We start from the raw sequence: 25,862 nt of genomic DNA, 5'->3' as shown, positions 1-25,862 counted from the left end.
TCTGATTCCCATGCCGAGAACTCGGGCGGTGCCCTGGGTGCCGCTGAGGCTCGCCTACCCAGCCGAAGGGCCGTTGGCAGACCGACGAGAGCGACGCTGGGTTTGTCCGTGAGGGGAACCTTCACGGACTCTGATTCCGTGAAGGTTCCCCTCACGACCACCCGCCGCCGATGCACCCAACTCAGCGAGGCACCCAGCCCCTCCCCCGCACCCCGATACGAAGCCTCCCTGCGGGCGGCGGGGGTTTGTCAAGGCATCTTTCCCGCCTTGACAAACCCCCGCCGCCCGTCAGCACAATCGGGCTTCGGGGTGCCCCACGCAACAAACTCATTCAGCCGCCACCCCACCCCCGAGAGTCCATTTCGGAACACCCCCGCTCCGGTATAGTCGGGCCAATGCGCACCCCTCCCTCCCCCGATTCCGGATCCGCCCCGGATCCGGCGCGGATACTCGGGGCGCGGGTGCGCGAACTGCGGCGGGGCCGCGGCCTGACGCTGAAGCAGGTCGGCCAGGTTTCCCGGCTGTCGCATGCTTTTCTGAGCCAGTTCGAGCGCGGGCTGGCCGCCGCGAGCGTCAGCACGCTGCAGCGGATCGCGGTCGCGCTGGACACCACCGTCTCGGCCCTTCTCGCCGGTCCGGCGGAACAGGGCGTGGGCGTGCTGCGGGCGCACGAAGGAATGGTCATGCCCGGAGCCGAGGTCCCGACCGGATCGACGGCACGGGCGTTGTCCCGGGCGGGTTTTCCGGTGCAGCCCATCGAATACACCGGCGGCCCGGCGGAGTTCGGCGAGTATTTCGAGCACGTCGGGCAGGAGATGCTCTACGTCGTCGCCGGGCGGATCGAGCTGGACTTCGAGGACGGCCGCCGCGAGGAGCTGGGCGAGGCCGACGTCGCGACCTATCCCGGGTCGCGGCCGCATCGCTGGCGCAGGCTCGGCGACGAACCGGTCCGGGTGCTGCTGATCAACACCGGGGAATGACCGCGGCCGCGCGGCCGGGAAGCCGCGCGGCCGCAGGAATCACCGCAGCAGCGGCACGACCTGTTCGGTGAACCGCCGCATCTGCTCGGCGGCCATGTCGTAGGTGTGCCCGGGGAAATGCGGGAACACCACGAGATGTTCGAGGCCGAGCGTGTCCTTGTGGTGCTGCACGATCTCGGCCACCTCCTCCGGAGTGCCGACCGCCCAGCACTTCTGCTTCGTCGACTGCTCCAGGGTCGGCACCAGCCCGGCCGGCGCGCGGTTGCCGTCGTCGCCGCGGTAGCCGCTGCTCCAGCCGAACGGGGCGAGCAGGTTCCAGAACTCGTCGTGCCCGATCCGGCCGGTGCGCCACGCCTCTTCGTGCGTGTCGGCGATGTGAATCGGCAGGACCAGGATCCGGTTCTGCCCCGGGGCCAACCGTCCGTGCCGCCGCTCGTACAGCTCGGCGTAGCGCTCCCACTGCTCGCGGATGTACCCGTGATACTGGTTCCACCACACGCATCCGTGCCCGACTTCGGCCGCATAGTCCAGGGTCGGCGGGCTGGTGACCGCCTGCCAGATCTCCACCGGGTGCAGCGGGCCGGGCACCAGCGTCAGCGTGTCGGCCTCGTGGTCGGGGTCGCGGGAGTCCGGCGGCGGAAGCTCGAAGAACTTTCCGTTGTACGAGAACGTTTCCTGACTCAGCGCTGTCCGCACGATGTCCATGTACTCGGCGAACACCTCGCGGTTGTGCGCGTCGATGACCTTGCGCTCCTCGTTGGACGACAGCACGCCGATGTCGGCCTGATGCGCGGTCAGGCTGCGCAGCTCCCGAGACACCGTGCCCCGGCCGACGCCGAGCACTGCCCGTCCGCCGGACAGGTTCAGCAGGCTGGCGAAGTCCTCGGCCAGCCGCAGCGGATTCCACTGCGGCACGATGCTGAACATCGACCCCAGCTGGATCCGCTGCGTCTTCGCGGCCAGATGTGCTTCGAGCATCATCGCGTTCGGCACGACCTCGTAGCCCTCGTGCTGGAAATGGTGCTCCGCGAGCCAATAGCTGTCGTACCCCAGTTCCTCGGCGAGCACGCCCATCCCGACCAGCCGCTCGTGCGCGTGCCACACCTGCTGCCGCGTGGCCCGGCGGCGCGCGGCCGGCACCGGGTTCCCGGCCAGCACGTCCGGCATCTCGACCGAGCCGAAGAAGAACACTCCGTGCCGCACAGGGCCTCCATCCCACCCGGGCGAGGCCGGGCCGCAGTCAGACGCAAAATGTAAGTAATACCAACACTGTGCGGGCTGACCTGCGGAGTGTCAAGACGCAAACAGACTCTTGACATCTGCCGACGGCGCAGCGCAGGCTGTGGCGGCGATGTTACCTATATCAACATGACGGCCGGTGCATTCGCCGCAGGGGGTTCATCCGCTGGAGGACAGATGGTCAAAGACGCCCGCACAGTCCGCGCTCCCGCCGTTTCCGTCGAGCACCACGGCATCGAAAGGATCCCCGACGACCAACGGCACGGCTCGCCGCGTTCGGCCTTTTCCCTGTGGTTCGCGGGAAATCTGCAGTACTCGGCGCTCGCCGTCGGGGCCATTCCCACCGCGTTCCTCGGGCTGAGCTTCGGCGAGGCCATCGTTTCCCTCGCCATCGGCATCCTGATCGGCAGCGTCCTGCTGGGCTTCGCCGCCTCGATGGGACCCCGCGCGGGCGTGCCGCAGATGATCCAGTCGCGCATTCCGTTCGGCTACTACGGCAATTTCCTGCCGGTGCTGCTGCTGTGCCTGACTGGCCTCGGCTACTTCGCGGTGAACACCGTCCTCGGCGCCTACATCGTCCGCGAACTGTTCGGCCTGCCGTTCCTCGTCTCGCTCGTCGCGGTGGCCGCGGTGCAGATCGTCATCGCGATCGTCGGGCACGATCTGGTGCACCAGGCGGAACGCTTCCTCGCCGTCGTCGCGTCCGTGCTGTTCCTGATCCTCACCTGGTACGGCCTGGCGAAAGGCGATCTCGCCGCGCCCGGCGACGTCCTGCACCGCGGGGCGGGCGGGGTCGCCGGCGGGATGCTGACCACCGTCGCGCTCGCTTCGACGAGGACGTTCGGCTGGTCGATCGGCGGTTCTGACTACACGCGCTACCTGCCGCGCGGCACCTCGCGGCGGCGGGTGCTGCTCTCGGCGTTCTCCGGGGCCGCGCTGGCCGGGCTGTGGATGGCGGTGGTCGGGGCGGCGATCGGCACCGTGATCTCCGTCGACAGCCCGACCGACCTGGTGGCGAAGCTGATTCCGTCCGGGCTGGCTGCGGTGATCCTGGTGGCACTGCTGGCGGCCTCGATCTCCGGCAGCGTGCTCGACATCTACACCGCTTCGCTGGGCCTGCTGATGGTCGGCGTCTCGGTGCGCCGCTGGATCTCCGCCGTCATCATCGGCGTGCTGGGCACCGCAGTGGGGTTCGTGGCCGGGCACGACGCGGGGTCGGTGTTCGGCACCTTCCAGAACTTCCTGTTCCTGATGGGCTACTGGATCGGCCCGTGGCTGGGCATCGTCGTCGTGGACGCCGTGGTCTTCGGCCGCGACGAGATCGACCCGCGCCGGTATTTCGACCGCGCCCGGCGGATCCGCCCCGGACTGGCCGCCTTCGTGATCGCGGTCGCCGTCTCGGTGCCGTTCATGGACCAAAGCCTTTACACCGGCCCGTTCGCGGCCCATTTCCCGCAGTTCGGCGACATCACGCCGTGGGTCGGCGGCGCGGTGGCCGCCCTCGCCTACTACCTCATCCGACGCTACCGGAAGGCCGCTCAGTGACGAAACAAGCGCTTGGCCCGTTGAAGTACGGGACCACGGTCCAGCCGTGGGGACGAGGAGCCGCGGCGGGCGGTTTCGTTTTCCTCAGCGGAATCGACGGCGTGACCGACGAGCACGGACAGCCCGCCGACGGCGTCGCCGCGCAGACCCTCGTCACGCTGAACCGCGTGCACCGGCTGCTCGCCGACGCGGGCGCGGAGTTCGAGGACATCGTGCAGTTCGACCAGTTCCTCGCCGATCCCGCCGACCGCGCGGAGTACATGGGCGTGCGCGACCACTGGCTGGCCGAGCACGCGCCGAAGCTGCTGACCGATCGTTCGTACGCGTCGCTGCTGATCTACCCCGCGTTGGCCACCCCCGAGATGCGGGTGGAAATCCGCGCCGTCGCCTACCTCGGCTCCTGAACCCTCGAAGGAGAATTCCCTGATGGCTTCCCGGTTTTTCGCCGATCTGCGCGCCTCCCAAGTCAGCGCGGCCTGCGGGCCGTCGTCGGTCGCGGTGCTGCCGGTCGGCGCGATCGAACAGCACGGCCCGCACCTTCCGCTGGCCACCGACGCGGTGGTAGCGGAAGCGGTGTCGAGGGAGGCGGTGGCGGCGCGCGGCGAAGACCTGGACCTGTGGCTGCTGCCGACGATCACCTACGGCCGGTCGGTGGAACACACCTGGGCGGCGGGAACACTGTCCTTGTCCACCGCGACTTTCGCCGCCGTACTCGACGACATCGGACGTTCGGTGGCCGCCGCCGGCATCCGCCGTCTCGCGCTCGTGAACGGACACGGCGGGAACGTGTCCGAAATCCAGACCGCGCTGCGCGATCTGCGCCTTGCCTACGGGCTCCTTACGTTCGGCATCAACGTCTTCCTCGCCGAAGAGCACGACCCGGCCTGGGCAGCCAGCGAAAACGGCCTCGGCATCCACGGCGGGGCCGCGGAAACGTCCCTGATGCTGCACCTGCGCCCCGACCTGGTCGACCTCGGCGCTGCGGAACGGCGAATTCCCGCGCAGATGGCCGACAACGTACACGCCCGCTTCGGCGGCAGCGTCAGTTTCGGCTGGCTGGCCAACGATTTCGGCGCCGAGGGCTACCTCGGCGACCCCACGCTGGCCAGCGCCGAGGCAGGCGCGGACGGCTTCAAGTCGCTCGTCGGCACCCTGGGCGACCAGCTCGCGGAGGTCGCCCGCTTCGACTTCCCCGATTCCGCCCGCACGCGCTAAAGGAAGCCGGTCCACCATGCACCCCTTGATTGTCGGCATCGGCGGCACTGTCCGCCCCGATTCCTCTTCCGAACGGGCACTGCGCGCCGTGCTCGACAACGTCCGGTCGCACGGCGCGCGCACCGAACTGTTCACCGCACGAGACCTCGGCTTCGCCATGTACGAACCGGATCTCGCGCAGCGTTCCCCGTCCGCGACCGCGTTCCTCGACGCTGTCCGCCGCGCCGACGGCGTGCTGATCTCGACGCCCGGCTACCACGGCGGTTTGTCCGGCCTGCTCAAGAACGCCCTGGACTACCTCCAGGATCTCGCCGGCGACGAGCGGCCTTACCTCCACGGCCGTGCCGTCGGCTGCCTCGTCAGCGCCTACGGACCGCAGGCCGGGGTGACGACCCTGACCTCCCTCCGCTCGACCGTGCACGCATTGCGCGGCTGGCCAACCCCTCTCGGCGTCGTAGTCGACTCAACCGCCCAGCCCTTCACCGACGACGGCCGCGTCGCCGACCGGAAACTCGCCGCACAACTCGCGACCGTCGCCGAACAGGTGGCGAGGTTCGCGACCGCGGAAATCCGGACCGTCGCGTGAATTCGCGCCGGACGATGACCTCACTAGCCGCACACCCGGTCGACGCCGCGCTCTCCGCGCTCGCGACCGGCCAGCCGGTAGTGCTCTCCGCTCCTGACGCCGCCTTGATCCTGCCCGCAGCGGCGGTTTCCACGGCCGGGCTGGCCTTCGTCGTCCGGCATTCCTCCGGACTGGTGGGCGTCGCACTGCCCGGCGACCGGTGCGACGCCCTCGAACTGCCGCCCATGCGGCCAACCTTCCGCGACGACGGCGGCTGGTGCGTCGCGGTCGACGCCGCGACCGGTGTCACCACGGGGATCTCCGCCGCGGACCGGGCGGAAACGATCCGCCGCCTCGCCGATCCCGGCACGCGCCCGGAAGACCTGCACCGGCCAGGACACGTGCTGCCCTACGCGACGCACCCGCTGGGCATCGCCGGCAGACTCGCGATCCCCGAGGCAGCAGTCGAACTGTGCCTGCGCGCCGGACAGTCCGCCGCCGCGGTCTTCGCCGGGCTGGTCAGCCCGGAAGATCCGCGCCGGATGGCCACTCTGGACGAATCCGCGTCCTTCGCCGCCGAACACGGCTTGGCGGTGCTCGATCTTCTCGACGTGGCAGGGAATCGCTAGACAGCCCGCACTGGAGTCCTTTGCGGACCGTCGCGCTGATCCGGTGGGCGACCGCCGATCTGATGACCGGCGCCGCCTGTCCGGCCGGCCCGGTCGCCGTGCGTCATCGGGACCGGACACGACCGGGTCGATCTTGCTGCCGCCCCTGGCCGCCCGGCCGGGCACTATCTTAAATTCAAGCGAGCAAGAGTCTTCGAAACGCACCTGCGGAGGTAGAGGATGCCTGCTCCGAACGACGAAAATCCCGGGGAACCCGGCTCCGGCCAGGACCGGCGGAAGTTCCTGAAGGGGCCGCCGCCGCGGCCGCGCTGGGGGTCGGCGGGGTCGCGGCCGGCGGGCTGCTGGGCGGTCAGCAGGCCCAGGCGCTGCCGCAGCAGAGCGGCCTGCCGCCGATCGGGGCGGAGATCCCGTGCAGCTGCCTGGCGATCAACACCCCGCTGCAGATCCGGACGTCCCTGGTGAGCGTCGATTTCCGGGGCGGGATCAAGGTCCGGGTCGACGTCAACCCGGACGACCCGGTCAACTCGGTGCGCCTGCGCGTCGTCGGCCACCGCGTGTCGGGCGAACTGCCCGGCGGCGACAGCGCGAACCAGGGCGGCGGCACGATCACGATCGAACAGAACGACATCGACGTCGACGCCAAGAGCCTGCTCAAGCTGACCCAGCGGTTCCCGCCGCGCTACGAGCAGATCATGGTGCTGAGCTTCACCATGACGATCGACCAGCCCGGCGACCTGCTGCGCCGCGCGGGCGTCCAGTCGCGGAAGGCCTACGAACCCCTGGTGCTGACCACGAAGGACCCGGCGCTGCTGGTGGGCAAACTGACCCAGTTCCCGCCGCGCGGCGACCTCTATCAGCTGCAGAACCCGGTCGACCTGGTGCTGCCGGACGACCCGGACACGACGATCGCGACGATCCAGAAGTTCCCGGTGAAGGTCGGGGGCCTCTGACCCGCTGCGCCGGTGGGCTCGCGGCCCGGTTCGCCTGTGGGGGGCGGAGTGGGGGCACCCCGAAGCCTGATTGTGATGACGGTCTGAGGGTGCTTGTCAAGGCGGGAAAGATGCCTTGACAAGCACCCTCAGACCGCATTGTGGCTTCGTATCGGGGTGCGGGGGTGGTGTGGATGCCCGGGCCGGGCCGCTCCAGGCCGTCGCGCGGGCCGGAGCGGGGTCTTAGCGATGCCGCCAGCACGGCACTGGGCGGAGGTAGATTGTTCGCTCGGCAGGGCTCGAACCGGGCTGCGCCAGTGGTTGGCCAGCCGCCGTGTCACCGGCAACCGCGTGACCTCGGCAGCTCGAACAACCCCGCACCCCGCCGGGAGCCCAGGCGACGTCGGCAATCCCCCAGGTCACCCGGCCGGGCTCCCCAGTAACCCGAGCACCGCGAAACTACTTGATTTTCAAGTATGGAGTCAGCGCGCTCCGGAGCTGCTCCGGGACCGGGACGGGTTCCAGCCCCGTCGGGCCGCGCGTCATGCAGGCGACGGCTTGGTGTCCCCTGGCCACGAGTTGCGGCACCGCGACGTCGGTCCGGTAGTAGTCGAACGCCATCGCGACTCGGTGGCCCTCGAGTCCGGTCAGGGTCATGCGCAGTTCGACGACGTCGCCCGCGGTCAGTTCGCCGAAGTATTCGCAGCCGCAGCCGGTGGTGACCACGGCGAAGCCGTCGGTGAGCGAGGCCAGGACGTCCGGGGCGTGCTCGGCGAGGAACCGCTCCCGGCAATGTCCTTGCCAGCGAACGTAATGCGCGAAGTACACGTTGCCGACGAGGTTCGTCTCCTCCAGCGTGACGGGGTGGCGGTAGCGGTAGGCCGGGGTCATGCGGACCCGCTCGTGAGCAGGGCGATCGCGACGGGCAGGCGGCAGCCGTCCACGGTGAACACGGCGGAGGCGATCCGTGCGCGGCCGGCGGAGAGGACCAGCCAGCCTCCATCGTAGGCTCCGGAAAACCTTGCTTCCGAAGGATTTGCGCCCATCTCGGCCAGGCAGCGCGCCACTGTCGAGGCTCGTGCGGACAGGCGATCCGGTGGCTCGGCGCAGGGGCCGGAAATCACGCGAAGCAGTCCGGGATCCGGTGGTTCCTGCGGTTCGACGAACTCCCAGGCGCAGGCGGCGGGACGGGAACTGTCGACAGCCACAGTGAACGGTTCGCCGAGCGACACGCGCAGCGACGGATCGAGTCCGAGCGCGACCGCCGTGCGGGTGATCGCGACGGACAGCAGATGCGGCGGCCACGGCTGGTCGTCCGGCAGTGGGCCGGTGTCGGCCAGTCGCAGGCCGGTCCAGCGGACGGCGGTCCGGCCGTTCGCGTCCGTGGCCGCGACGTTCCAGGTGTAGCGGCCGTCGGCGGCGTGCTGTTCGGTGCCGCGGAGGTGCCACGGGCCTGCCGCGCGCGGATCGAAGTCGACGCGATCGCAGCCGACGGGCAGCAGTCTGCGCGTCGGGACGCAGGACTGCAGGACGTGCACGGTGGCGTCGTGGGCGGCTGGGTCGCCGAGTACGGAGGTGAACCAGGGATCGTCCGGGGTGATCACGGCCCGGCAGGACCACGGGTCCGGCACGGCGACCTCGGCGACCCGGCGGAACTGTCCATTGTGGAACAACAGGTGGTCGTACAGGTCGCCGGGTTCGATCCGGCCACCCTCCGCGGCCACCGGCGGTTCTGCAGTGCTTTCCACAGCGGACAACGGGAAAGCGGCGCTGAAGTGGTCGACCAGGAAGTCGGATCCGGCGCAGCGGAGCACGGTGGTGACGGCGTCGTCCTCCCGCAGCGCGCACACTCGGACGAGGGTCTCGCCGGTGTCGGGAACGATGATCGGCCGCTCGAACTTGACGTCGCGCGCGGTCGTCAGGGCCCGGCCCGCGACGGTGGAAGCGGCCTGCGCCATGGCTTCCAGCCCGACCACCGCGGGCAGCAGCGCGGTGCCGTCGACCCGGTGGCCGTCCAGCCAGGGGTCCGCGCGCAAGGACAGCGTCGCGTCGGCGACGAGTTCGACGGCTGGATGCCGCGCTCGGATGCGCTGCAGGAAGCGGCCCGTTCCCTGCGAGGGCTCGTCCCCGAGCCGTCCGTGCACGGACACGTCGGCGGGCGTTGCCGGGGTGCGCAGCAGGCGCAGGAACAGTTCGGTTCCTTCCTCGACCGGGATCGGTGTCGCGCCGGTGCGGGCGAGGGCTTGCGCCGCGCCCATGCGTTCGGCCATGCCCGCGCCCGACCACGCGGACCAGGCGATGTCGAGCACCCGGCACGTCGGCAGCTGCCGCGCGAGGCGCCGGGCTTCCGCGCGCAGGATGCCGTTGGCCAGCGCGTAGTGGCACTCCCCCGGCATTCCCGCGGACCCGATCACCGAGCCGAACGTGACCAGCAGCCGCAGCGATTCGAGCGGAACGGCGGCGAGCAGCGCACGGAGCCCGGCGACCTTGGGGCGCAGGTGCGCGCGGAGCTGGTCCGCGGTCAGGTCGGCGAACCGGGCGGGCTCGTTGATGCCGCTCGCGTGCAGCAGCGCGGTCACCGGACCGGTTTCGGCGGTGAGCTTTTCCACAGCGAGCGCGACGGCGTCCGGGTCACCGACATCGGCGGCTTCATAGGCGACGCGGATGCCGTCCGCCCTGAGCTGGTCCAGATTGGACTGGAGGAGTTCGTCGGTCTCGGGGTGGGCACGGCCGATGATCGCGAGCGCGAGGCCGATCGAGGCGGCTAGCGCATGCGCGCACGCGTAGCCGATGCCCTTGCCGCCGCCGCTGACCAGCAGCACGTCTTGATCGTCGAGCGGTGTTTCGCCGGTCGCCGTGGGTACCAGCTGCTCGCACGGTTCGTACCAGACGCCGTCCTCGCCGAGGATCAGTTCGCGGAATCGGCCGGGCTCGGCGTGGAGTGCCGAGAAGTCCTTGGCACCAGCCGGAACCTGGGCGAGAGTGATGCCGACGTCGGGATGTTCGCGGTGCAGCGAGCGGAGAAATCCGCCGAGCGCGCAGTCGTGCGTGATCACGACGAGGGCCTTATGGTGCAAGGCTTTCCGCCCAAGATCAAGCAGCGCCTCGACGTCTTCGGCGTCGGTGACATGCACGGTTTCAGTGGGACGCCACGGTTCCGGCCGGGCCGGGACCAAGGCCTCACTGAAGCAGGCGAGCCACGGCCGCACGCCGGGAACGGGTGCTCCCGCATCGGGTTCGGCGGTTTCCGGGAGCCGTTCGATCTCCGCGATCACCTCGCCGACCGAGCTGTCCGCGAACGCCATCGACACCGACGGCAGTGTCCGGCCGAGCGCCGAGGCCGCCTCGACGACGAGCTGGGTAGCCCGCAGCGAACTCAGGTTGAGATCAGCGAGCAGGCGGGTCTCGGCGCCGATGAGCGCCGCGTCGAGTTCGGTGGCCTCGGCGAGCAGGCCGGTGACCGTCGCGGCGGCGTCGAGGGCCGGAGTGGTGTCCGGCGCCGCTCTGGGGGCCGGGATCACCGACGGGGCCGCCGCACACGGATTGGTCAGGAACTCCGGTTCGCGGCCAAGGTCGATGGGCCGCCCGGCGCGTCCAGCGAACCACGGGACGAGGTTCGCGGCAGCACCAGCGGCGAACAGCGCTGCCGCGGAATCAGCCGCCGCGCGGTCGCCGATGTCCAGGCTGACCGTCGGGGTCTCCGAACCGGCTAGGGCGCTCAGAGCCCGGCCGGGGCCCGCTTCGCAGAACAAGTCCGCTTCGACGGCCTGTACAGCGGCCCGGAACTGCACCGGCGCGCACAGTTGCGTGACGAGCAGTTCGACGAGATCGTCTTCCTCAGTGAGCCGCCGACCGTACACAGTGGACATCACGGTGCGCCGCACTGGAGAGATGTCGATACCGTCGAGGAACGCGCGCCACGGTGCGGCACAGGCGGCCATCGCGGGACTGTGGAAGCCGTGGGACACGGGAAGCCACCGGACGCGGAACCCGCGCCGCTCGGCCGATTCCGCCACCGAGCGAAGCTCCTCCATCGAGCCCGAGAGCACCTGGGACACGGCCGAGTTGTCGGCGGCCAGCCCCACCTCCGTGCCCGCGCACAACGTCCGGGCCTCCGCCGCGCTCGCCGCGAGAGTGAGCATCCCGGTGCCGAGCGTCCCGTACTCGCCCATGATCCGGCCGCGTTCGACGGCCAGCCGTTCACCGTCCTCCGGCGACAGGCAGCCCGCCCAGACCAGCGCCGTCAGTTCGCCGAGGCTGTGGCCAATCGCCGCGCTGGCGGTCACGCCCAGGTCCTCGAGCCGGGAGAGCGCGGCGCGGGATGCGCGGTAGATCGCGGGCTGGGCCAGCGCGGTGTCGGCCGGTTCAGCACCGCTCGCGCCCTGTCCGGGAAACAGCAGCGCGACCCGGCCCGGAACGGTGTGTCCGAGCCATAAGCCGGGTGTCGTCGCTAGCTCACCCTGCGGCACCAACCCGACCTCGGCAGCCGCGCGGGTGGCGAGCGAGGCGAGTTCGGCGGGGGTTCGCACGACCAGAGCGGCCCGGACTGGTCCGGCCGCGTCCCGGCGGCCGTACTGGCAGGCGAGGTCGTGCAGTTCGCCCCGCGACAACCGTGGCGCGGCCTCGGCGATCCGGGACAGCTCGGCGGCGACCTGGCCAGGGTCCGGCCCGCTGACGGCGAGGACGTCGAACTCCGGGGTCGGCCGGGCGACCACCGGGGACGGGATCGATCGGGGCCGGACCGGTGCACCCAGTACGACGTGCGTGTTGATACCGCCGAACCCCATCGCGCTCACCCCGGCGAACCGCGGGCCGTCCGGCCACGGCTCTGGGGCGGACAGCACCCGCAGGCTCTCGCCGAGCGCCGGATGCGGTGCCGCGCAACCGGTGGTCGGCGGCAGGAGCCCGGACGACAGGCTCAACGCGGCCTTGACCACGCCCGCGGCACCGGCGGCCGCCTTCGTGTGCCCGATGTTCGCCTTGACCGAGCCGAGCGCGGCCGGCCTGGCTCCGGGCCGGACCCGGTTCAGCGCGGTCAGCTCGACCAGGTCGCCGACCGCGGTTCCGGTGCCGTGCCCCTCGTACAGGCCGATCTCGGCGTGCTCGATCCCGGCCATCTCGCCCGCCCGGCGCAGCGCGAGCAGCTGCCCGTCCGCCTCGGGCCGGGTGATGCCGCCGCGACCGTCCGACGAGACGCCCCAGCCGAGGATCTCCGCGTAGACCGGCCATCCCGCCGCGCACGCGTCCTCGGCGCGGGCGAGCGCGAGCATCCCGCAGCCCTCGCCCGGCCAGAATCCCGCCGAACGCTCGTCGTAGATCCGCATCTCCTCGGCCGCGAGAGCGCCGGCCTTGGCGAACCCGACCAGCTCGAACGGGTCGAGGGACAGGTCCACTCCCCGGCCAGCGCGAAGTCGGCACCACCGTCCCGCAGCGCGCGGCAGGCGGTGATGACGGCGAGCATCGACGAAGCGCAGGCACCGTCCACTGTGTACCCGCCGCCGTGGAAGCCGAAGTGGTTGCAGATCCGCCCGGCGATGGTGTTGGCGAGGCTTCCGGCCAGCGTCTCGTCCCCGACCTCGGGAAAGGCCGCCAGGTACCGCTTCTCGGCCTCCGCCAGGTCCGCCTCGGGCAGGGTGGCGCGCAGGACGTCGCGGACGTACGGCCAGCGCAGCCGCAGGGTCCGGGCGCGGGTCACCTCGCCGGTCAGGCTGTTGCCGACCACGACCGCCACCCGGTCGGCGTCCAGGCCCGCACCCGCCGGATGGCCCGCGTCGGCGAGCGCGCGGTCCGCGGTTTCCAGCGCCAGCCAGTGCGCGGGGTCCGCCGCGCGGAAGGCCGGGCCGGGGATCCGGAAGGACTCCCGGTCGAACTGCCAGTCCGCCAGGACCGCCGCCTGGGTGCTGTAGGTGCGGTCCGGGGCGCTCGCGTCCGCGCTCCAGTGATCGGCGAGATTCAGCCGTCCGGGAGGAAGCTGCCGGAACGCGCGACGCTGGTGGAGCACGGTTTCCCACAGCTCGGCCGGATCGCCCGCGTCCGGATAGCGGCAGGCCATCCCGACGATCGCGACCGGCTCGCCGGATTCGCGGCGGGTCATGCGGGCTCCCGCGCCGGTTCCGGCTCGGCGGCAGTGCGCTGCGCCGGGACCAGGACTGTCCACTGTGTACTCCGACGCGCGGCGACCGCGAGCACGACCGCGCGCAGCGCACAGGTGATCGTCAGCGCGAAGAACAGGCCGAACACCACGTGCAACTGCACCAGCACGCCGTAGGCCGCCGCCGTGGCGAGCCCGAAGACGACCTGGTTCCGTCGCGACGACGGCGTGGTGCCGGGGTCGGTGATCATGTAGTTGGTGAACAGCACGAACGCCGTCCCGGTGATCGGCAGCACCGCGCTCACCAGCGAGATGTCGGTGAACAGCGCGCGCAGCAGGGCTTGGGCGAGGAAGCCGCCGACCCAGCCGAGGATCAGCGGCACCTTGCCGGTGAGCTGGGCGTTGAGCATGGTCCCGGCGATCAGCAGCAGCGCGGGCACGACCGCGCCCCACCCGCCGGTGACCCATTCGGTGAACTCGTACGGCGGCGCGATGCCGACCCAGCCGAACAGCAGCAGGACCGCCACGATCCCGACGTTGCTCGGGTTGAGCACGTGCCTGCTCTTGCCGCCGATCCGCACCCGGACGACGTATTTCGAGGCGACGCCGACGACCGAGGCGAGCACCGTCGGCATGAACCGGTCGTTGGCGTACAGGAGCATCGCGCAGGCCATGCCGGTGATGTAGGCGGGCAGCAGGAAATCGACGACCGCCCCGGCCTTGCCGAGATACCGCGGCCGCCGCCCGGCCGCCGCGGCTTCCACCGATTCCAGCACGATCTCCGCGATGAGCGCGGCGACGACCGCGACCACCGGGGCGAGGTAGGCCTGCTCGAAGCCGAGCACGGTGTGCCCGAGCACGGTCAGCACGGTGATCGACGCACCGAACCGGCGCAGGGCGGCGGAACGGCATTCGCTCGGGGATTTGGTCACCGGTGCTCCTCGATGGTGCGGTTGGGGCGGTGTCTTCGGCTGTCCCGGCAGGCGGGGCGGAGCATCGTTGGTGGCTGGAGGGTCGGGCCGAGGTGCGGGTCGGGGGTGTTGTGCGCCCGCGCCAGCCTCTTCCCGCTGCTCGGCGCGACGACCACGGCGGCGCGACCGGGTTCGCTTGGGGTCACCGGTCCTCCTCAACGGTCCTGTCGGAGCGATGTCCTCGGCTAGCACGCCACACCGGGCGGACCACCGCTGTGCCCGGGCCGGAGTGCACGCCGCGGACGTCGGCCGGAAACGCCTGCTGGAGCCGCTTCCCACCACCCGGCGCGGCGACCACAGCGGCGGAACGGCGTGCGCTCGGAGTCACCGGTCCTCCTCAATGGTTCCGTCGGGGTTGAGCCGCAGCTGGTGCCAGCCGGGCGGGAGGGAGACCGAACCGGTGTGGCGGTGGCCGCAGCTGTCTCGCCAGGCCAGGCGGACCGGCACCGCGGGCGGGGGCTGGCTGCCCAGGCCGAAGTGCAGGTCGGGGGCGTTGACGCCGTTGTGGCCGTTCGCCGGGTACACCTGCTGCAGCCGCTTTCCGCCGCCGGGTGCGGGGACCTCGGCTTCGGCGCCGATCGCGGGTGACGTCGGTCCTGGAGAGCCCGTCTGGCAGGCGTGGTCGCCGACGGGCTTGCGCAAGCGCAGGCCGAGGAACGCACCGGCTGGTAAGGTGTTGCGGTACAAAGTGGACGGTGCCCACTGGTTGGCGACGACGAAGTCGAGCCGTCCGTCGCCGTCCACGTCGCCGACCGCGAACGCGCGGCTGACCGTGTCGGTGCCGACTCCGACTTGCTCGGCGACGTTCACGTAGCGGCCGTCCGCGCCCCTGGCGAAGAAGGTGTTGCGGTCGTGCCCGGACAGGTCGGTTCCCTCGGTGAACCGCGGCCACAGCGCGGGATGGCTCAGCACGAGGTCGTTCGACATCGCGGTCTCCTGCAGTTGCGCCCACCGGTTCACCGTTCCGGCGACGAAACCGGTCGCGTGCATGACCTCGTCGGAACCGGAGTTGGCGAAGTCGGCCGCCTTGACGTCCCACGACCAGCCGGTACGGGACAGGCCGAGGTTCTCGCTGTGGTCGTCATACGGAGCCACGCCGTCGCGGAGCTGGTTGGCGGTGGCGGCGCGATCCACTGTGGATTGGTAGGCGAAGTTGCTTTCCTGCAACGCATATGGCTCGGTGATATTGCTGACCAGGATGTCCGGGACGCCCTTCGCGTCGAGATCCGCGAAGGCCACGCCCATGCCCTTGAACGAATCGTTGCCTAGCACTTTCGACTTCGGTGTCGTCGCGTGCCGTGTCCCGGTCGCCGTGCGGAACGCGAAGCGGCCTGGGGTGGACTCGTTCACCAGCAGATGATCGGGGCCGAAGTCGTTGGCGACGTAGAGGTCTGGCAGTCCCCGGCCGCCGATGTCCTGGGCTCCCAGGGCGAGGGCCCAGCCGGTTCGCACGTCCGGTGGGAAGGCTTCGGGGGCTTCGGTGAACCGGCCGCCGCCAGCGGAGCGGAACAGGCGGAGCGTGCCGCCGTTCGTGGCGTGGGACAGCGAATCGTTCATTACCAGTTCGGACTGGTGCGCGGTCGGGTCGAGCACGCGCGCGCCGTCGGGGAAGTAATTGCCGAACACGAGATCGGGGTGCCCGTCGCCGTCGAAGTCGCCGATCGTGGCGGCGTTGGTGTTCCAGACCTGCCACGGGCTGACCAGTTCGCGTGGACGGTACGCGGCCGCAGACGGAGTGGCCCCGGGCAGTCGTTCGAAGATCACGGGTGAACGGCCCCAGTAGTAGACGACGACGTCCTGGCGGCCCGTCTCGCCGACGTCCGCGGGCAGGCAGCCCATCGGGGCGGCGAAGGACGGCATCTCCAGCTCGGACGGAACCAGCGTGAACGGCTGGTATCGCGCGCCGGTGCCGGGTGCGGGTTCGACCGTGACGGTGTCCGTGCGCGGATCGACCAGGCACACGTCATGCGAGGCCGGGCCGCCGTCCGCGGCGAACAGGGCGGTCGCCGCGCCGACCGAGGAGATCCAGGACCGGATCGGCTCGTAGGCCGAGGCGACGGTGCGGACGCGCCGTCCGTCGGGGGCGTTCTCCGGGCTGACCGAGGACGCGGCGAACGAAAACTGCTGCGCCAGTTCGGTTTCCTCCGCCGAGGACGGCTGCGGGACGACCGTGAACGCGAACACCGCCGCGCAGCCGAACAACGCGACCACGCGGGCAAGATGCCGGCGCAGAAAGGTTTTCATCGGCTCTTCCTTTCCCACAGATGCCGGATTTCCGCGCGCCAGCGCTGGTAATGCGCGAGGGTGGACGGGTGCGCACCGAGCGCCGCCAGCGCCCGGTCGGTCCATTCCGCGGCCACGTCGGTGCCAGCCCCGGCCAGCACCTCGGCGGCCTTGTCGGTGTGTGCGGGCACGATCCCGCTGACCCGCCGCGCGGCGCAGGCGAACGCGCACCCCTGGGCCAGATGCGCGCGGAACGGGCCGGACAGATCGGCGAGCCGGGCGAGTTCGCCTGCGTCGGCGCCGCCCGCGTAAGTCGCGGCTAGGCCGATTCCGCTCCACAGGTCCGCGTGCCGTTCGGCGGGAAACTCGGCGATCCGCAGCGCGACGCCATCGGGATCGGCGCATTCGCAGAACCACAGCGCCCTGCCGAGCCCCTGGTCGCGGATCCCCCGGGCCCCATCGCTGAGCCCGGGTTCGACCCGATGCCGTCCGACTACCCGATCCGTATGGAAGAAGCCTTGGTGGAAGCCGAATCCGTCCCAGGCCAGCCAGCGCAGCAACGGATCCACCGCCGGGGCACGGAAAAACGGACGCAGTCGCAGCCGCGCGTAGGCCCAGCCGATGCCGACGTGCACGAGGTGCGGATAGTCGGCCGCCGGACCGCGCAGCAGCGCCGCGACTCGGCCGCGCCGGACCGGGAGGAGCAGGTCAAGCAGCGCGCAGCCCATTCCCGCGCCCTCGAACGCGAACCCGCGCAGCTCCGGTTCGAGCGCGGACACCTGCCGACCGAGCGCGTCGCTCGCAGGCTCGACCGAGGCGTTCAGTCCGATCAGGAACGCTCGCCCGGACGCTTCCAGGACCTCGCGCGCGGGGCCGGGCCGCAGCCGGAACCGGCGTCGGCCGAAGTCGGCCTGCCGCAGGTCCTGACGCAGCGCCCTGGCCACGATCCCGGGTCTCACCGCGCTTCCCGCGGCGCGGCCACGACGCGTTCCATCAGCGCGGTGACCAGCGCGGGCCGTGCCTCCCGCTGGAAATCGACGTCCGGATGGAATTCCCGCACGGTGCCCTCCAGCACCAGCAGGGACAGAATCGGGAACACGAACTGCGGATCGGCGTGCAGGCCGTGCGCGCGCTGGAGGTCGAACAGCTTCGCGGCAAAGGAAACCAGGTCGAATTCCGCCGCGCTGCGTCCGGTGTGCTCGGCCACCAGCGCGGCCAATTCAGTGCGGAACCGCACCGTGTCCGCACCGGGTGACACCGCCGCGGTCGACAGGACGATGTCCGCGCACGCTTCGCCGTCGCCCTCGCTCATGCAGTAGAAGAACGCGGCGAACTTCTCCCGCGCGGAGTCGGACAGCTGGACGGTGAAACCCGCGTCCAGCACGACAATCGAACCGTCCGCGCGGAAGTAGAGATTGCCGGGGTGCAGGTCGCAGTGCACCACTCCGTCCAGGAAAAGCATCCGGTACACCGCACGCAACGCCGCGACGACCGCGGTCCGCCGCTCCTCCTCGCCGAGATCCTCCGGACGGCGGCGGGCCAGTCCGTCGACGAAGTCCATCACCAGAATGTCCTCTGTGGACAGTGCGCGGCAGACCCCGGGCACGGTCACTCCGTCAACCTCGCTGAGCGCTTTCCGGAAGCCTTCGAGCGAATCCGCTTCCCGCGCGAAATCCAGCTGCGCGCGAATGCTCGCGGTGAGCTGCTCAGCGACCGCAGTGACCGGCACACCGCGCAGCATCGGCAGCCGCGCCAGCAGCCGCGCGCCCTGTTCCAGCATCGCGAGATCGGCGGTGAGCGACCGGACGATTCCCGGCCTGCGCACCTTCGCCGCGACTGTCCGGCCGGCCGGGAGCACCAGCCGGTACACACAGGCGATGCTGCCCGCCCCGACCAGCCGAGGCACCCCGGTCCCGAACCGCAGCGCGGGCGGCATCGCGCTCGGCGGAAGGGGGCGAACCTGGTCGTGCAAACGGGAAAGCGCCCGGCACACCCGTGGCGGCAGGAGATCCGCGCGAGTGCTCAGGAGCTGGGCCGCTTTCACGAACGCCGGCCCCAGCGCCACTACCGTGTCCGCCAGCCAGACGTCGCGCGCGAGCGGCCGCCCGCGCAGCCATGCCGCCGCCGTCGCCGGCCCCAGCAGCAGCATCCGTACGGCGAGAACTGCGAACGCCCGTGCCGTCCGCAACGCCACCGCGCCGCCACCGATCCTCCCCACCGTCATCGCTCCCCTTCGCCGTGCGGCCTGACTGCCGCCCCTTCGACGTTACAAGCGGTAGCGCGACGGATGCTTCGAGTGACCGGAAGACCATCCGTTTCAGCGAAACTGGAGCGGAAACACCCGGCCGGGCCCCAATTCTCCCTATCGGGGCCCGGAAGCCGGGCTGGCCGGGCGCACGGACCCGGCTGCGGTCACGGGCGATGACTCGGTAGAGGCAGGTCGCGGCTTGATCCAGACCGCACGGTGCACCCTGCGTAGCCGTCGCCCGGCCGCGAACCCGCGTATTTCCCTTGCGCTGCGCGATTCCTACTCGACAGCGGCGGGGCGTTGGGCTTCCTGGCTGGACCTGGCCGCTGGGAAACCGACCCCGAGCTGCTCCGCCGCGAGCGCGGTGCCCTCCAGCCGGGCACGGATCTTCGCGAACGCCGTGCGCCGCGAGGTCGACTGGTCGTCGGCGAACGGGGAGAACCCGCAGTCGTCGCACGTTCCCAGCCGATCCGCCGGAAGGTATTGCGCCGCACGCAAAACCCGGTCGCGCACCTCTTCGGCGGACTCCACCCTCGGGTCGATCGGGTCGGTCACCCCGACGAACACCCGGGCTCCCGGCGGCAGGTGGTCGGCGATCACGCGCAGGACGCGATCCGGATCGGTTTCGCTGGCGAGCTGGACATAGAAATTTCCGGCAGTGTGCCGGAACAGCACGGGAAGCAGCTCCGCGTAGTCGACGTCGAGGCTGTGCGTCGAGTCCTGGTCGCCGCCGGGACAGGTGTGCACGCCGATGCGCGCCCGCTCGGATTCGCTGAACCGGGCCAGCACGCGGTTGTTCAGCTCGACGAAATCGCGCAGCACCTGTCCGCTGGGGTCGAGCTTCAGCGACAGGCGTCCTTCGGTGAAGTCCAGCTGGACGACGTGCGCGCCCGCGTCGAGGCAGCCGCGGATGTCGGCCTCGGCCTCGTTGACCAGGTCTTCAAGGAAATTCTCGCGCGAATAACCGTCGATCCCGGACGACGGGTAAAGCAGCGACAACGCCGAAGGCGCAATTACCGCTTGTTTCACCGGAAGGCTCGTGCACTCCCGCGCGGCGCGCAGATAGCTCTCGGCGTGCGTCTGGTAGCGGAACGGGCCGGAGGTCAGACACGGCAGCTGCCGTTGATGCCCGTCCGCGAACGGGATGACCACCCCGTCCGGGGAAAGGTTCTCCGCACCCGCGATCGGATAGGTGACGAAGCTGGGCTTGCGCTGCTCTCCGTCGGTGACGACGTTCGCACCGATGGCTGCTTGCTGCTCGATGGTCTCGCGGACAGCCCGGGTGAGGACCGCCTCGAAGGCTTGGTCGCCGAGCTGTCCGCTTTCGTGCGCGGCGAGGGCGCCGAGCAATTCGGGCGAACGGGGGATGCTGCCGATGGATTCGGAAGGAATCGTCATGCGGCCGAGCCTAGAAGCGACGGCGTGGGGCGGCCGGAAATGGGTACGGGAGAACATCCCTTTCCCGCTTTCGGACCATCCCCGGCCGGGAAATGGTGAGCAGCGCGTAGCGGTCCGAAGGCCGCGTTACCCAGTTCAGTCGCTGTGACGGTCAGAGCGGGAACGATTTTGCCTACACGCTCACGAATTCGTTGTGCTGACGGGTGAATTCTTCGGTTTCCGCGCCGCGCGCTAGCCGGGAATGCCCGCGGCCGCGGCGATAATGCGGTCGAGGCTCAGGCTGTAGTCCAGGTTCAGGTGGTTGGCGTCGTAGTAGACGCTGACCTTTCCGATCACCGCGTAGCAGCGCCGCTGGTCGCAGAAGTAGTCGGTCAGGTCGAGCAGCCGGACCTTCGGGTCGGTGCTCGCCCTGGCCGCGGCCGTCAGCGGGTCGGCGGGCTGCGCGATGGACCGGTCGACCGCGCATTGCCGAGGGTCGTCCGGATTCAGCACTACGCAGTCCGTCGCGCGGACGAGTCCATTGAGCGGTGGGTCTGCTAGTACGAATACCGTAGCTCCGGCTGCGGTCCACTTTGACCAGTACGCGTTGAGGCCGTCCTGGTACTGCTCCTCCTGCGACCGTCCGCTGTGGTCCGCGGCGGGCTCGTGTCGGCTGTAGAACGAGGTGAACACGTACGCGGGGCGCGTTTTCGCGATCTCGCCGACCATCGATTTCGTCCAGGACATGCACCGCTGGTCGACGGTGTCGCGGCCGTACTGCAGGGCCCGGATGTCGGCGAACGGGCAGCCGCCCAGATAGCTCGTGTAGAGCAGCCAGTGGTTCTTGCGCGCGATGCTCAGCAGCGGACCCTGCCACTGCTGGGCGTGCGAGTCGCCGACCAGCCAGACCACTGTCGGATTGGCCGCGCCCTGGGTGAAGTCGCATTTGGTGGTCGTCTTCGTGCCGTCGCTCGCCGAGTACCGGGACATCGGCGGCGGGCAGTCGGCGGGCGCGGTGTAGTACCGGTTGGCCGGGCCCATTTCGACGGTTTTGGCCGGGCCGAACGGGTCCGCGCACCCGCTGCCCGGCATCAGCGCCCTGGCGCCGTGGCAGGGGCTCTCCCGCTCGGCCGTCAGCTCGCGGGCCGCCTGGTCGACGTGCCGCTGGTAGGTCCAGGTCAAGCCGCCCGCGGCGGCGCACACCACGAGCATCCCGGCCGCCATGCTCGCGAACGTCATCCCGGTGGCTCGGCTCAGCGGCCGCCAGGTCCGGACCGGGTCCTCGACAAGCCGCTTCGACGCGTACGCCGCGAGCAGGGACGCGGCTACGATGCCGAGCTTGACCTGCCAGGTCAGCGCACCCGCGGCCAGCGCGTCCGGGAAGGCGAACGGGGCCAGCATGATCAGCGGCCAGTGCCACAGGTAGAGCGAGTAGCTGACGTTCCCCAGCCACTGCACCGGCGGCGACGAGGACAGCGGCGTGTGCCATTGCCGTCCCTCGCGGGCGCCGGCGAGGATGACCAGCCCGGTGCCGACGGCGGGCAGCAGGGCGGTCGCCCCGGGGAACGCGGTCTGGTCGTCGAACAGCACGGCGGCGACGGCGATGGCGGCGAAACCGGCGAACGAGGCCAGGTTCGCGGCGATCCTGGGCAGCACGAATTTCGCGCCGCCGAAAGCGAGCACCGCGCCGAGCGCGAATTCCCAGACCCGCACCGGAGTCACGAAATACGCCTGGCTCTTGGACACGTCGGTGAACCAGATGCTGAATCCCAGCGAGGCCGCGCCGACGACCGCGACGCCGGCCAGCCGCGCCCACCGCGCCCGGATCTTGAACAGCAGCAGGAGCAGCAGCGGCCAGAACAGGTAGAACTGCTCCTCGACCGACAGCGACCAGTAGTGCTGGGACAGGCTCGCCGAGTCGGTCAGATGGGAATAGTCGACCGAATGCGCGGCGAGCAGCCAGTTTTCCCAATACAGCGCGCTCGCGACCACTTCCTGGGCGTTGGACTCCCAGCGCGGGAAGGGCATCAGGAAATACGCGGCGACGAGCACGAAGGCCAGCACGAGAAACGCCGCGGGCAGGAGGCGGCGCACGCGGCGCGCGTAAAACTTCGCCAGCCGGATCCGCCCGGTGCTCGCGACCTCGCGGATCAGGTGCGAATTGATCAGGAAGCCGGAAATGACGAAGAAAACGTCCACGCCGACGTACCCGCCGCTCAGGCGCGCGGGCCACAGGTGGTTGAGCACGACGAGGCCGACGGCCACCGCGCGCAGGGCCTGGATGTCCGGCCGGAACGCCGGTCTTCGCTCCCCGCCCGGCGACTGCGAGGGCCGGACCGGCCCGCTCAACGTCCCCGTGTCCACTTCCGCCTCTTTTCCCGCCGCGCTGAAAACTCAGTGATGTTAGCGGGAGCGGCCGGTGCGCCCGGAACGGGAGGGCGCAGTCGCGAGGCCAGAGCGGAAAACCGGCCGCAAGGGACAAGCGGGAGTCCCTTGTGGCCGGTCGCGGTCAGCGCCAGCCGAGTTCCGGCGCGACGTGCGTCAGGATGCTTTCCAGCACGTGCGCGTTGTAATCGACGCCGAGCTGGTTCGGGACGGTGAGCAGCAGGGTGTCCGCGGCCTGCACGGCCTCGTCCTCCTTCAGCTCCCGGACCAGCTGGTCCGGTTCGGCGGCGTACGAGCGGCCGAAGATCGCCCGGGTGTTCTCGTCGATCATGCCGACCTGGTCGCGCGAGTTGCGGTCGCGGCCGAAGTACGCGCGGTCCAGGTCGGTGGTCAGCGCGAAAATGCTGCGGCTGACCGACACGCGCGGCTCGCGCTCGTGCCCGGCCTCCTTCCACGCCTCGCGGTAGGCCTCGATCTGCTTGCGCTGCTGGACGTGCAGCGGTTCGCCCGTTTCGTCGTCTTTGAGCGTGGAGCTTTGCAGGTTCATGCCCAGCTTGGCCGCCCAGACGGCCGTCGCGTTCGAGCCCGAACCCCACCAGATGCGGTCGCGCAGGCCTTCGGAATGCGGTTCGAGGCGCAGCAGCCCGGGCGGATTGGGGAACATCGGACGCGGGTTCGGCTGCGCGAAGCCCTCGCCCTCGAGCAGCTTGAGGAAGACCTCGACCCGCTCGCGGGCCATGTCCGCCTCGGTCTCGCCCTCCGCCGGGGCATAGCCGAAGTACCGCCAGCCGTCGATCACCTGCTCGGGGGACCCCGGCTGACGCCGAGCTGGAGCCTGCCCCGGGAGATGAGGTCGGCGGCGCCGGCGTCCTCGACCATGTACAGCGGGTTCTCGTAGCGCATGTCGATCACGCCGGTGCCGATCTCGATCTTCGACGTCCGCGCGCCGATCGCCGCGAGCAGCGGGAACGGGCTGCCCGCCTGCCGCGCGAAGTGGTGCACGCGGAAGTACGCGCCGTCGACGCCCAGCTCCTCGGCCGCGACCGCGAGGTCGATCGACTGGTGCAGGAAGTCGGCGGCCGAGCGGGTCTCGGAGTGCGCGCTCGCCGACCAGTGGCCGAACGAAAGGAAGCCAATGTTCTTCACGGATGCTCAAACGTTCAACTACCTCTCCGCATTCCCCGGCGGCCCGCCGGATCAAGATGGCCCCGCACCCGCGTCGAATGGCGCTCGGCGGGTCGGGATGAGCGCGGCGGGGTTGTCCGTGAGGGGAACCTTCACGGACTCTGACTCCGTCAGGGTTCCCCTCACGGACCGTGATCACGAGCTTGCCGGAGCGGGTCGGCTGAGTGCCCGGTCGAATACGTTCCGCAACAGCTTCCGCACTGCCGGGTCCACTCGGATGGCGCCGTTGAAGGTCATCGACGACGCGCTGAACGCGAAACCGCCGCCCGGCAGCTCCTTGCACACCATCGCGGCGCCCGCGCGGTCGGTCGGGTTCGTGCCCTGGGCGATGACCTCGTCCGGCCGGACCTCGCCGTCGAAGCCCTGGAGGGTGTCGAATTCCCAGGCGCTCGCCGCTCCGTTGCGGCCGTGCGCGCCGAACTCGCTGCCCACGGTCAGGCCGGTTCCGGCCAGGAACGGGTGGCCGCGCAGCACGCGGTACGGCGCGAACGTCATCCAGCCCTGGTACTCGAAGTTCACCCCGAGCAGCTGGGACTCCGGCAGGTTGTAGTGCTCGAGGAACAGGTCTCGGCTACCGTCGGCGGCGCGGAACGTCAGGGTGGTGCCGTCGGTGTTGAACTCCGCGCGTTCGTAGATCTGGTTGCCGCCGGTGCCGATGACGCTGCCCCCGGCCGCGAGGTAGTTCGCCAGGTTGGTGCGCATGGCCATCGAGAAGTACTCCGGGTGCGAGCCGAGCACGATCGCGCGGTACGCCGCGAGCCAGCCGCCGGTGTGCAGGTCGTGGTCGGTGTAGCAGTCGAAGCCGATCTGCTCGCCGCTCAGCCAGCGCAGGAGTTCGAGGTCGCTGTACAGCTCCAGGTCGTACTGGCCTTTCGGCGCGATCAGCCAGTTGTAGCTCGGCCGCAGGAACGAGATCGTGCGCCGGACGCCGTCCTGGCCCTCGGAGTACTGGTCGTGGCCGCTCCAGCCGTTGTACGCGTGGTAGGTGTTGGTCGGCAGCACCACGGCGATCTTCTGCGCGGGCGTCGCGGGCCGCACGACGAACGGGACGTGCTGCACCCGGTCGAACCGGCCGGTCAGCCGCGCGGCGTAGACCCCGGAGGGCCAGTTCGCCGGGATGTCGGCGGCGTAGCGCTCGGCCCAGCCGCATCCGGCGGAGCGGTAATCCGCCGCCACCGGCTGGATACCCCCGGTGACGGCGGTGGTCCCGGTGACCGCGACGGGCGTGTCCCCGCCGGGCGCGACGCGCACGAGCTGCGCGGTGACCGAGGCGAACGCCGTCGACAGCGCGATCGACACGCGGCCGCCCGCGGGCACGCTTTGCCGCTGCGGATACCCCTGGAGCCCGGCGCTGCGTTCGACGGTGAAGCCCTGTCCGACGACCACGCCGGTCGCGTTGTTGATCCACCGCGCCCCGCCGTCGGTGTCGACGGTCTCGTGGTTGGTGAGCCGCAGTTCGACGAGGTCGCCGTCGTCGCCCGGGACCGTCGAATGGTCGATCCGGATCAGGTAGATCGCGCCGTTGCCGCCGCCGGCGAACAGGTCGCGGCGGAACAGCTCGAACCAGTCGTTGTCGCCGATCGCGATGGGCTGCCCTCCGTTCGCCCATCCGATGCCGTCGCGGTAGCGGAACCAGGTGAGCGCGCCGGTGCCGCTGACGGCGTAAATGACATTTCCGGTCTCGGCGAAAAGATAACGCGGGATATTGAATCCGTTGCCGATCGGTTGAGGCGTTTCGAAAGTGCCGTTGATTCGCCGTGATCGGTACAGGATTCCGTCGGCGTCCACGCACCAGATCACGCCGCCCGGTCCGCCGAAAATCCGCGGGAAGGCGTTGAATCCGGTTCCGACGACGACGCCGGTGCCGTTGTTCGCCCAGGTGCCCGCGCCGGTGTCCAGATTGGACACGATCCGCTGGTAGTACAGCACGGTTCCGTCCCCGCGCACTCCGTAGAGGACGCCGTTCAGGTCGCCGAGCACGGTGACGAAGTCCTGCCATCCGGACCCGATCTGCACCCCGGAGCCCTGGTTGGCCCAGTCGAACGCGGCGGTGGCCCAGCCCCGGTGGCGGTACCAGTAAAGGGCGCCGTCCGCCTGTACCGCGTAGACGACGCCGTCGCCTCCGCCGACAAGCCGGCTCCACCGCTGGTGCGGATCGAACGTTTCCGCCGCTAGCGCCGTCGGCGCGTATTCCTCGGGTACTTGGGCTTCGATAATGGGCAGTTCTGGACGGCCGCTGATAATCCCCATGTCTCCCCCATGAGTTCCGTGTGCGTCCCC

General features: G+C 70.3%; 18 protein-coding genes and 2 pseudogenes. 7 read left to right on the top strand and 13 right to left on the bottom strand.

The features are described 5' to 3' along the window. Positions 1 to 395 precede the first annotated feature (395 nt). Positions 396 to 980 (top strand): helix-turn-helix domain-containing protein, encoded by a 585-nt coding sequence (locus RPX00_RS32805; protein WP_406631210.1) that lies wholly within the window; start codon positions 396 to 398, stop codon positions 978 to 980. A gap of 39 nt (positions 981 to 1,019) precedes the next feature. On the opposite strand, the gene RPX00_RS32800 is transcribed toward RPX00_RS32805, so the two are convergent. Further along, the gene (locus tag RPX00_RS32800) at positions 1,020 to 2,183 is read right to left on the bottom strand and encodes an LLM class flavin-dependent oxidoreductase (protein ID WP_406631208.1); all 1,164 of its coding nucleotides are present in this window, start codon (positions 2,181 to 2,183) and stop codon (positions 1,020 to 1,022) included. A 213-nt stretch (positions 2,184 to 2,396) separates the two neighbouring features. Here RPX00_RS32800 and RPX00_RS32795 point away from each other — a divergent pair, with 213 nt between their 5' ends. The 6 genes from RPX00_RS32795 to RPX00_RS32770 all read left to right on the top strand — a co-directional run bounded on the left by RPX00_RS32795 (position 2,397) and on the right by RPX00_RS32770 (position 7,123). Further along, positions 2,397 to 3,764, top strand: coding sequence for a purine-cytosine permease family protein (locus RPX00_RS32795; protein ID WP_406631206.1), 1,368 nt, complete (start codon positions 2,397 to 2,399; stop codon positions 3,762 to 3,764). Continuing rightward, positions 3,761 to 4,168, top strand: a complete 408-nt coding sequence (locus RPX00_RS32790) for a RidA family protein (RefSeq protein ID WP_406631204.1) — start codon at positions 3,761 to 3,763, stop codon at positions 4,166 to 4,168. Before RPX00_RS32795 ends, RPX00_RS32790 begins: the two co-directional genes overlap by 4 nt. Positions 4,169 to 4,190: 22 nt before the next feature. After that, positions 4,191 to 4,979 (top strand): creatininase family protein, encoded by a 789-nt coding sequence (locus tag RPX00_RS32785; protein WP_406631202.1) that lies wholly within the window; start codon positions 4,191 to 4,193, stop codon positions 4,977 to 4,979. 16 nt (positions 4,980 to 4,995) lie between these two features. Then, positions 4,996 to 5,565 (top strand): NADPH-dependent FMN reductase, encoded by a 570-nt coding sequence (locus RPX00_RS32780; RefSeq protein ID WP_406631200.1) that lies wholly within the window; start codon positions 4,996 to 4,998, stop codon positions 5,563 to 5,565. Positions 5,566 to 5,579: 14 nt separating this feature from the next. Further along, entirely contained in the window at positions 5,580 to 6,173 is a 594-nt protein-coding gene (locus RPX00_RS32775; RefSeq protein WP_406631198.1) for a 3,4-dihydroxy-2-butanone-4-phosphate synthase, read from the top strand. Between the two features lie 458 nt (positions 6,174 to 6,631). Continuing rightward, positions 6,632 to 7,123, top strand: a complete 492-nt coding sequence (locus RPX00_RS32770; RefSeq protein ID WP_406631196.1) for a hypothetical protein — start codon at positions 6,632 to 6,634, stop codon at positions 7,121 to 7,123. 438 nt (positions 7,124 to 7,561) lie between these two features. On the opposite strand, the gene RPX00_RS32765 is transcribed toward RPX00_RS32770, so the two are convergent. The 12 genes and pseudogenes from RPX00_RS32765 to RPX00_RS32710 form a co-directional block, all read right to left on the bottom strand. Beyond that, entirely contained in the window at positions 7,562 to 7,993 is a 432-nt protein-coding gene (locus RPX00_RS32765; RefSeq protein WP_406631194.1) for an acyl-CoA thioesterase, read from the bottom strand. Further along, entirely contained in the window at positions 7,990 to 11,889 is a 3,900-nt protein-coding gene (locus tag RPX00_RS32760; RefSeq protein ID WP_406643166.1) for an SDR family NAD(P)-dependent oxidoreductase, read from the bottom strand. The genes RPX00_RS32765 and RPX00_RS32760 overlap by 4 nt, the downstream gene beginning before the upstream one ends. 156 nt (positions 11,890 to 12,045) lie before the next feature. Further along, positions 12,046 to 13,154, bottom strand: a pseudogene (locus RPX00_RS32755) (polyketide synthase); the annotation flags it as partial. Between the two features lie 38 nt (positions 13,155 to 13,192). Then, positions 13,193 to 14,125 carry an enediyne biosynthesis protein UnbU gene (locus tag RPX00_RS32750; protein WP_406631192.1) on the bottom strand — a complete coding sequence of 311 codons (933 nt, stop codon included), beginning with the start codon at positions 14,123 to 14,125 and terminating at the stop codon, positions 13,193 to 13,195. Further along, entirely contained in the window at positions 14,122 to 14,310 is a 189-nt protein-coding gene (locus tag RPX00_RS32745; protein WP_406631190.1) for a hypothetical protein, read from the bottom strand. The genes RPX00_RS32750 and RPX00_RS32745 overlap by 4 nt, the downstream gene beginning before the upstream one ends. A 178-nt stretch (positions 14,311 to 14,488) precedes the next feature. After that, positions 14,489 to 16,408 (bottom strand): CRTAC1 family protein, encoded by a 1,920-nt coding sequence (locus tag RPX00_RS32740; protein ID WP_406631188.1) that lies wholly within the window; start codon positions 16,406 to 16,408, stop codon positions 14,489 to 14,491. Beyond that, positions 16,405 to 17,346 (bottom strand): DUF1702 family protein, encoded by a 942-nt coding sequence (locus RPX00_RS32735; protein ID WP_406631186.1) that lies wholly within the window; start codon positions 17,344 to 17,346, stop codon positions 16,405 to 16,407. The genes RPX00_RS32740 and RPX00_RS32735 overlap by 4 nt, the downstream gene beginning before the upstream one ends. Continuing rightward, on the bottom strand, positions 17,343 to 18,611 hold the full coding sequence (locus RPX00_RS32730; RefSeq protein ID WP_406631184.1) for an ABC1 kinase family protein: 1,269 nt from the start codon (positions 18,609 to 18,611) through the stop codon (positions 17,343 to 17,345). Before RPX00_RS32730 ends, RPX00_RS32735 begins: the two co-directional genes overlap by 4 nt. Before the next feature lie 303 nt (positions 18,612 to 18,914). Continuing rightward, the gene (locus RPX00_RS32725; protein WP_406631182.1) at positions 18,915 to 20,033 is read right to left on the bottom strand and encodes a cobalamin-independent methionine synthase II family protein; all 1,119 of its coding nucleotides are present in this window, start codon (positions 20,031 to 20,033) and stop codon (positions 18,915 to 18,917) included. A 231-nt stretch (positions 20,034 to 20,264) separates the two neighbouring features. Then, the gene (locus tag RPX00_RS32720) at positions 20,265 to 22,376 is read right to left on the bottom strand and encodes an acyltransferase family protein (RefSeq protein WP_406631180.1); all 2,112 of its coding nucleotides are present in this window, start codon (positions 22,374 to 22,376) and stop codon (positions 20,265 to 20,267) included. Between the two features lie 145 nt (positions 22,377 to 22,521). Further along, positions 22,522 to 23,543, bottom strand: a pseudogene (locus tag RPX00_RS32715) (LLM class flavin-dependent oxidoreductase). A 174-nt stretch (positions 23,544 to 23,717) separates the two neighbouring features. After that, the gene (locus tag RPX00_RS32710) at positions 23,718 to 25,832 is read right to left on the bottom strand and encodes a N,N-dimethylformamidase beta subunit family domain-containing protein (protein WP_406631178.1); all 2,115 of its coding nucleotides are present in this window, start codon (positions 25,830 to 25,832) and stop codon (positions 23,718 to 23,720) included. Positions 25,833 to 25,862 lie beyond the last annotated feature (30 nt).

This window comes from Amycolatopsis sp. WGS_07, assembly GCF_045278895.1.
GTDB lineage: Bacteria > Actinomycetota > Actinomycetes > Mycobacteriales > Pseudonocardiaceae > Amycolatopsis.
This window is presented reverse-complemented; position numbering and strand designations above follow the sequence as displayed.

Excerpts from the sequence above, each read along its gene's own strand:
- RPX00_RS32740 (WP_406631188.1), bottom strand. The coding sequence starts at position 16,408 with ATGAAAACCTTTCTGCGCCGGCATCTTGCCCGCGTGGTCGCGTTGTTC.
- RPX00_RS32710 (WP_406631178.1), bottom strand. The coding sequence starts at position 25,832 with ATGGGGATTATCAGCGGCCGTCCAGAACTGCCCATTATCGAAGCCCAA.
- RPX00_RS32765 (WP_406631194.1), bottom strand. The coding sequence starts at position 7,993 with ATGACCCCGGCCTACCGCTACCGCCACCCCGTCACGCTGGAGGAGACG.
- RPX00_RS32730 (WP_406631184.1), bottom strand. The coding sequence starts at position 18,611 with ATGACGGTGGGGAGGATCGGTGGCGGCGCGGTGGCGTTGCGGACGGCA.
- RPX00_RS32775 (WP_406631198.1), top strand. The coding sequence starts at position 5,580 with ATGACCTCACTAGCCGCACACCCGGTCGACGCCGCGCTCTCCGCGCTC.
- RPX00_RS32795 (WP_406631206.1), top strand. The coding sequence starts at position 2,397 with ATGGTCAAAGACGCCCGCACAGTCCGCGCTCCCGCCGTTTCCGTCGAG.
- RPX00_RS32805 (WP_406631210.1), top strand. The coding sequence starts at position 396 with ATGCGCACCCCTCCCTCCCCCGATTCCGGATCCGCCCCGGATCCGGCG.
- RPX00_RS32785 (WP_406631202.1), top strand. The coding sequence starts at position 4,191 with ATGGCTTCCCGGTTTTTCGCCGATCTGCGCGCCTCCCAAGTCAGCGCG.
- RPX00_RS32760 (WP_406643166.1), bottom strand. The coding sequence starts at position 11,889 with ATGGGGTTCGGCGGTATCAACACGCACGTCGTACTGGGTGCACCGGTC.
- RPX00_RS32725 (WP_406631182.1), bottom strand. The coding sequence starts at position 20,033 with ATGACGATTCCTTCCGAATCCATCGGCAGCATCCCCCGTTCGCCCGAA.
- RPX00_RS32780 (WP_406631200.1), top strand. The coding sequence starts at position 4,996 with ATGCACCCCTTGATTGTCGGCATCGGCGGCACTGTCCGCCCCGATTCC.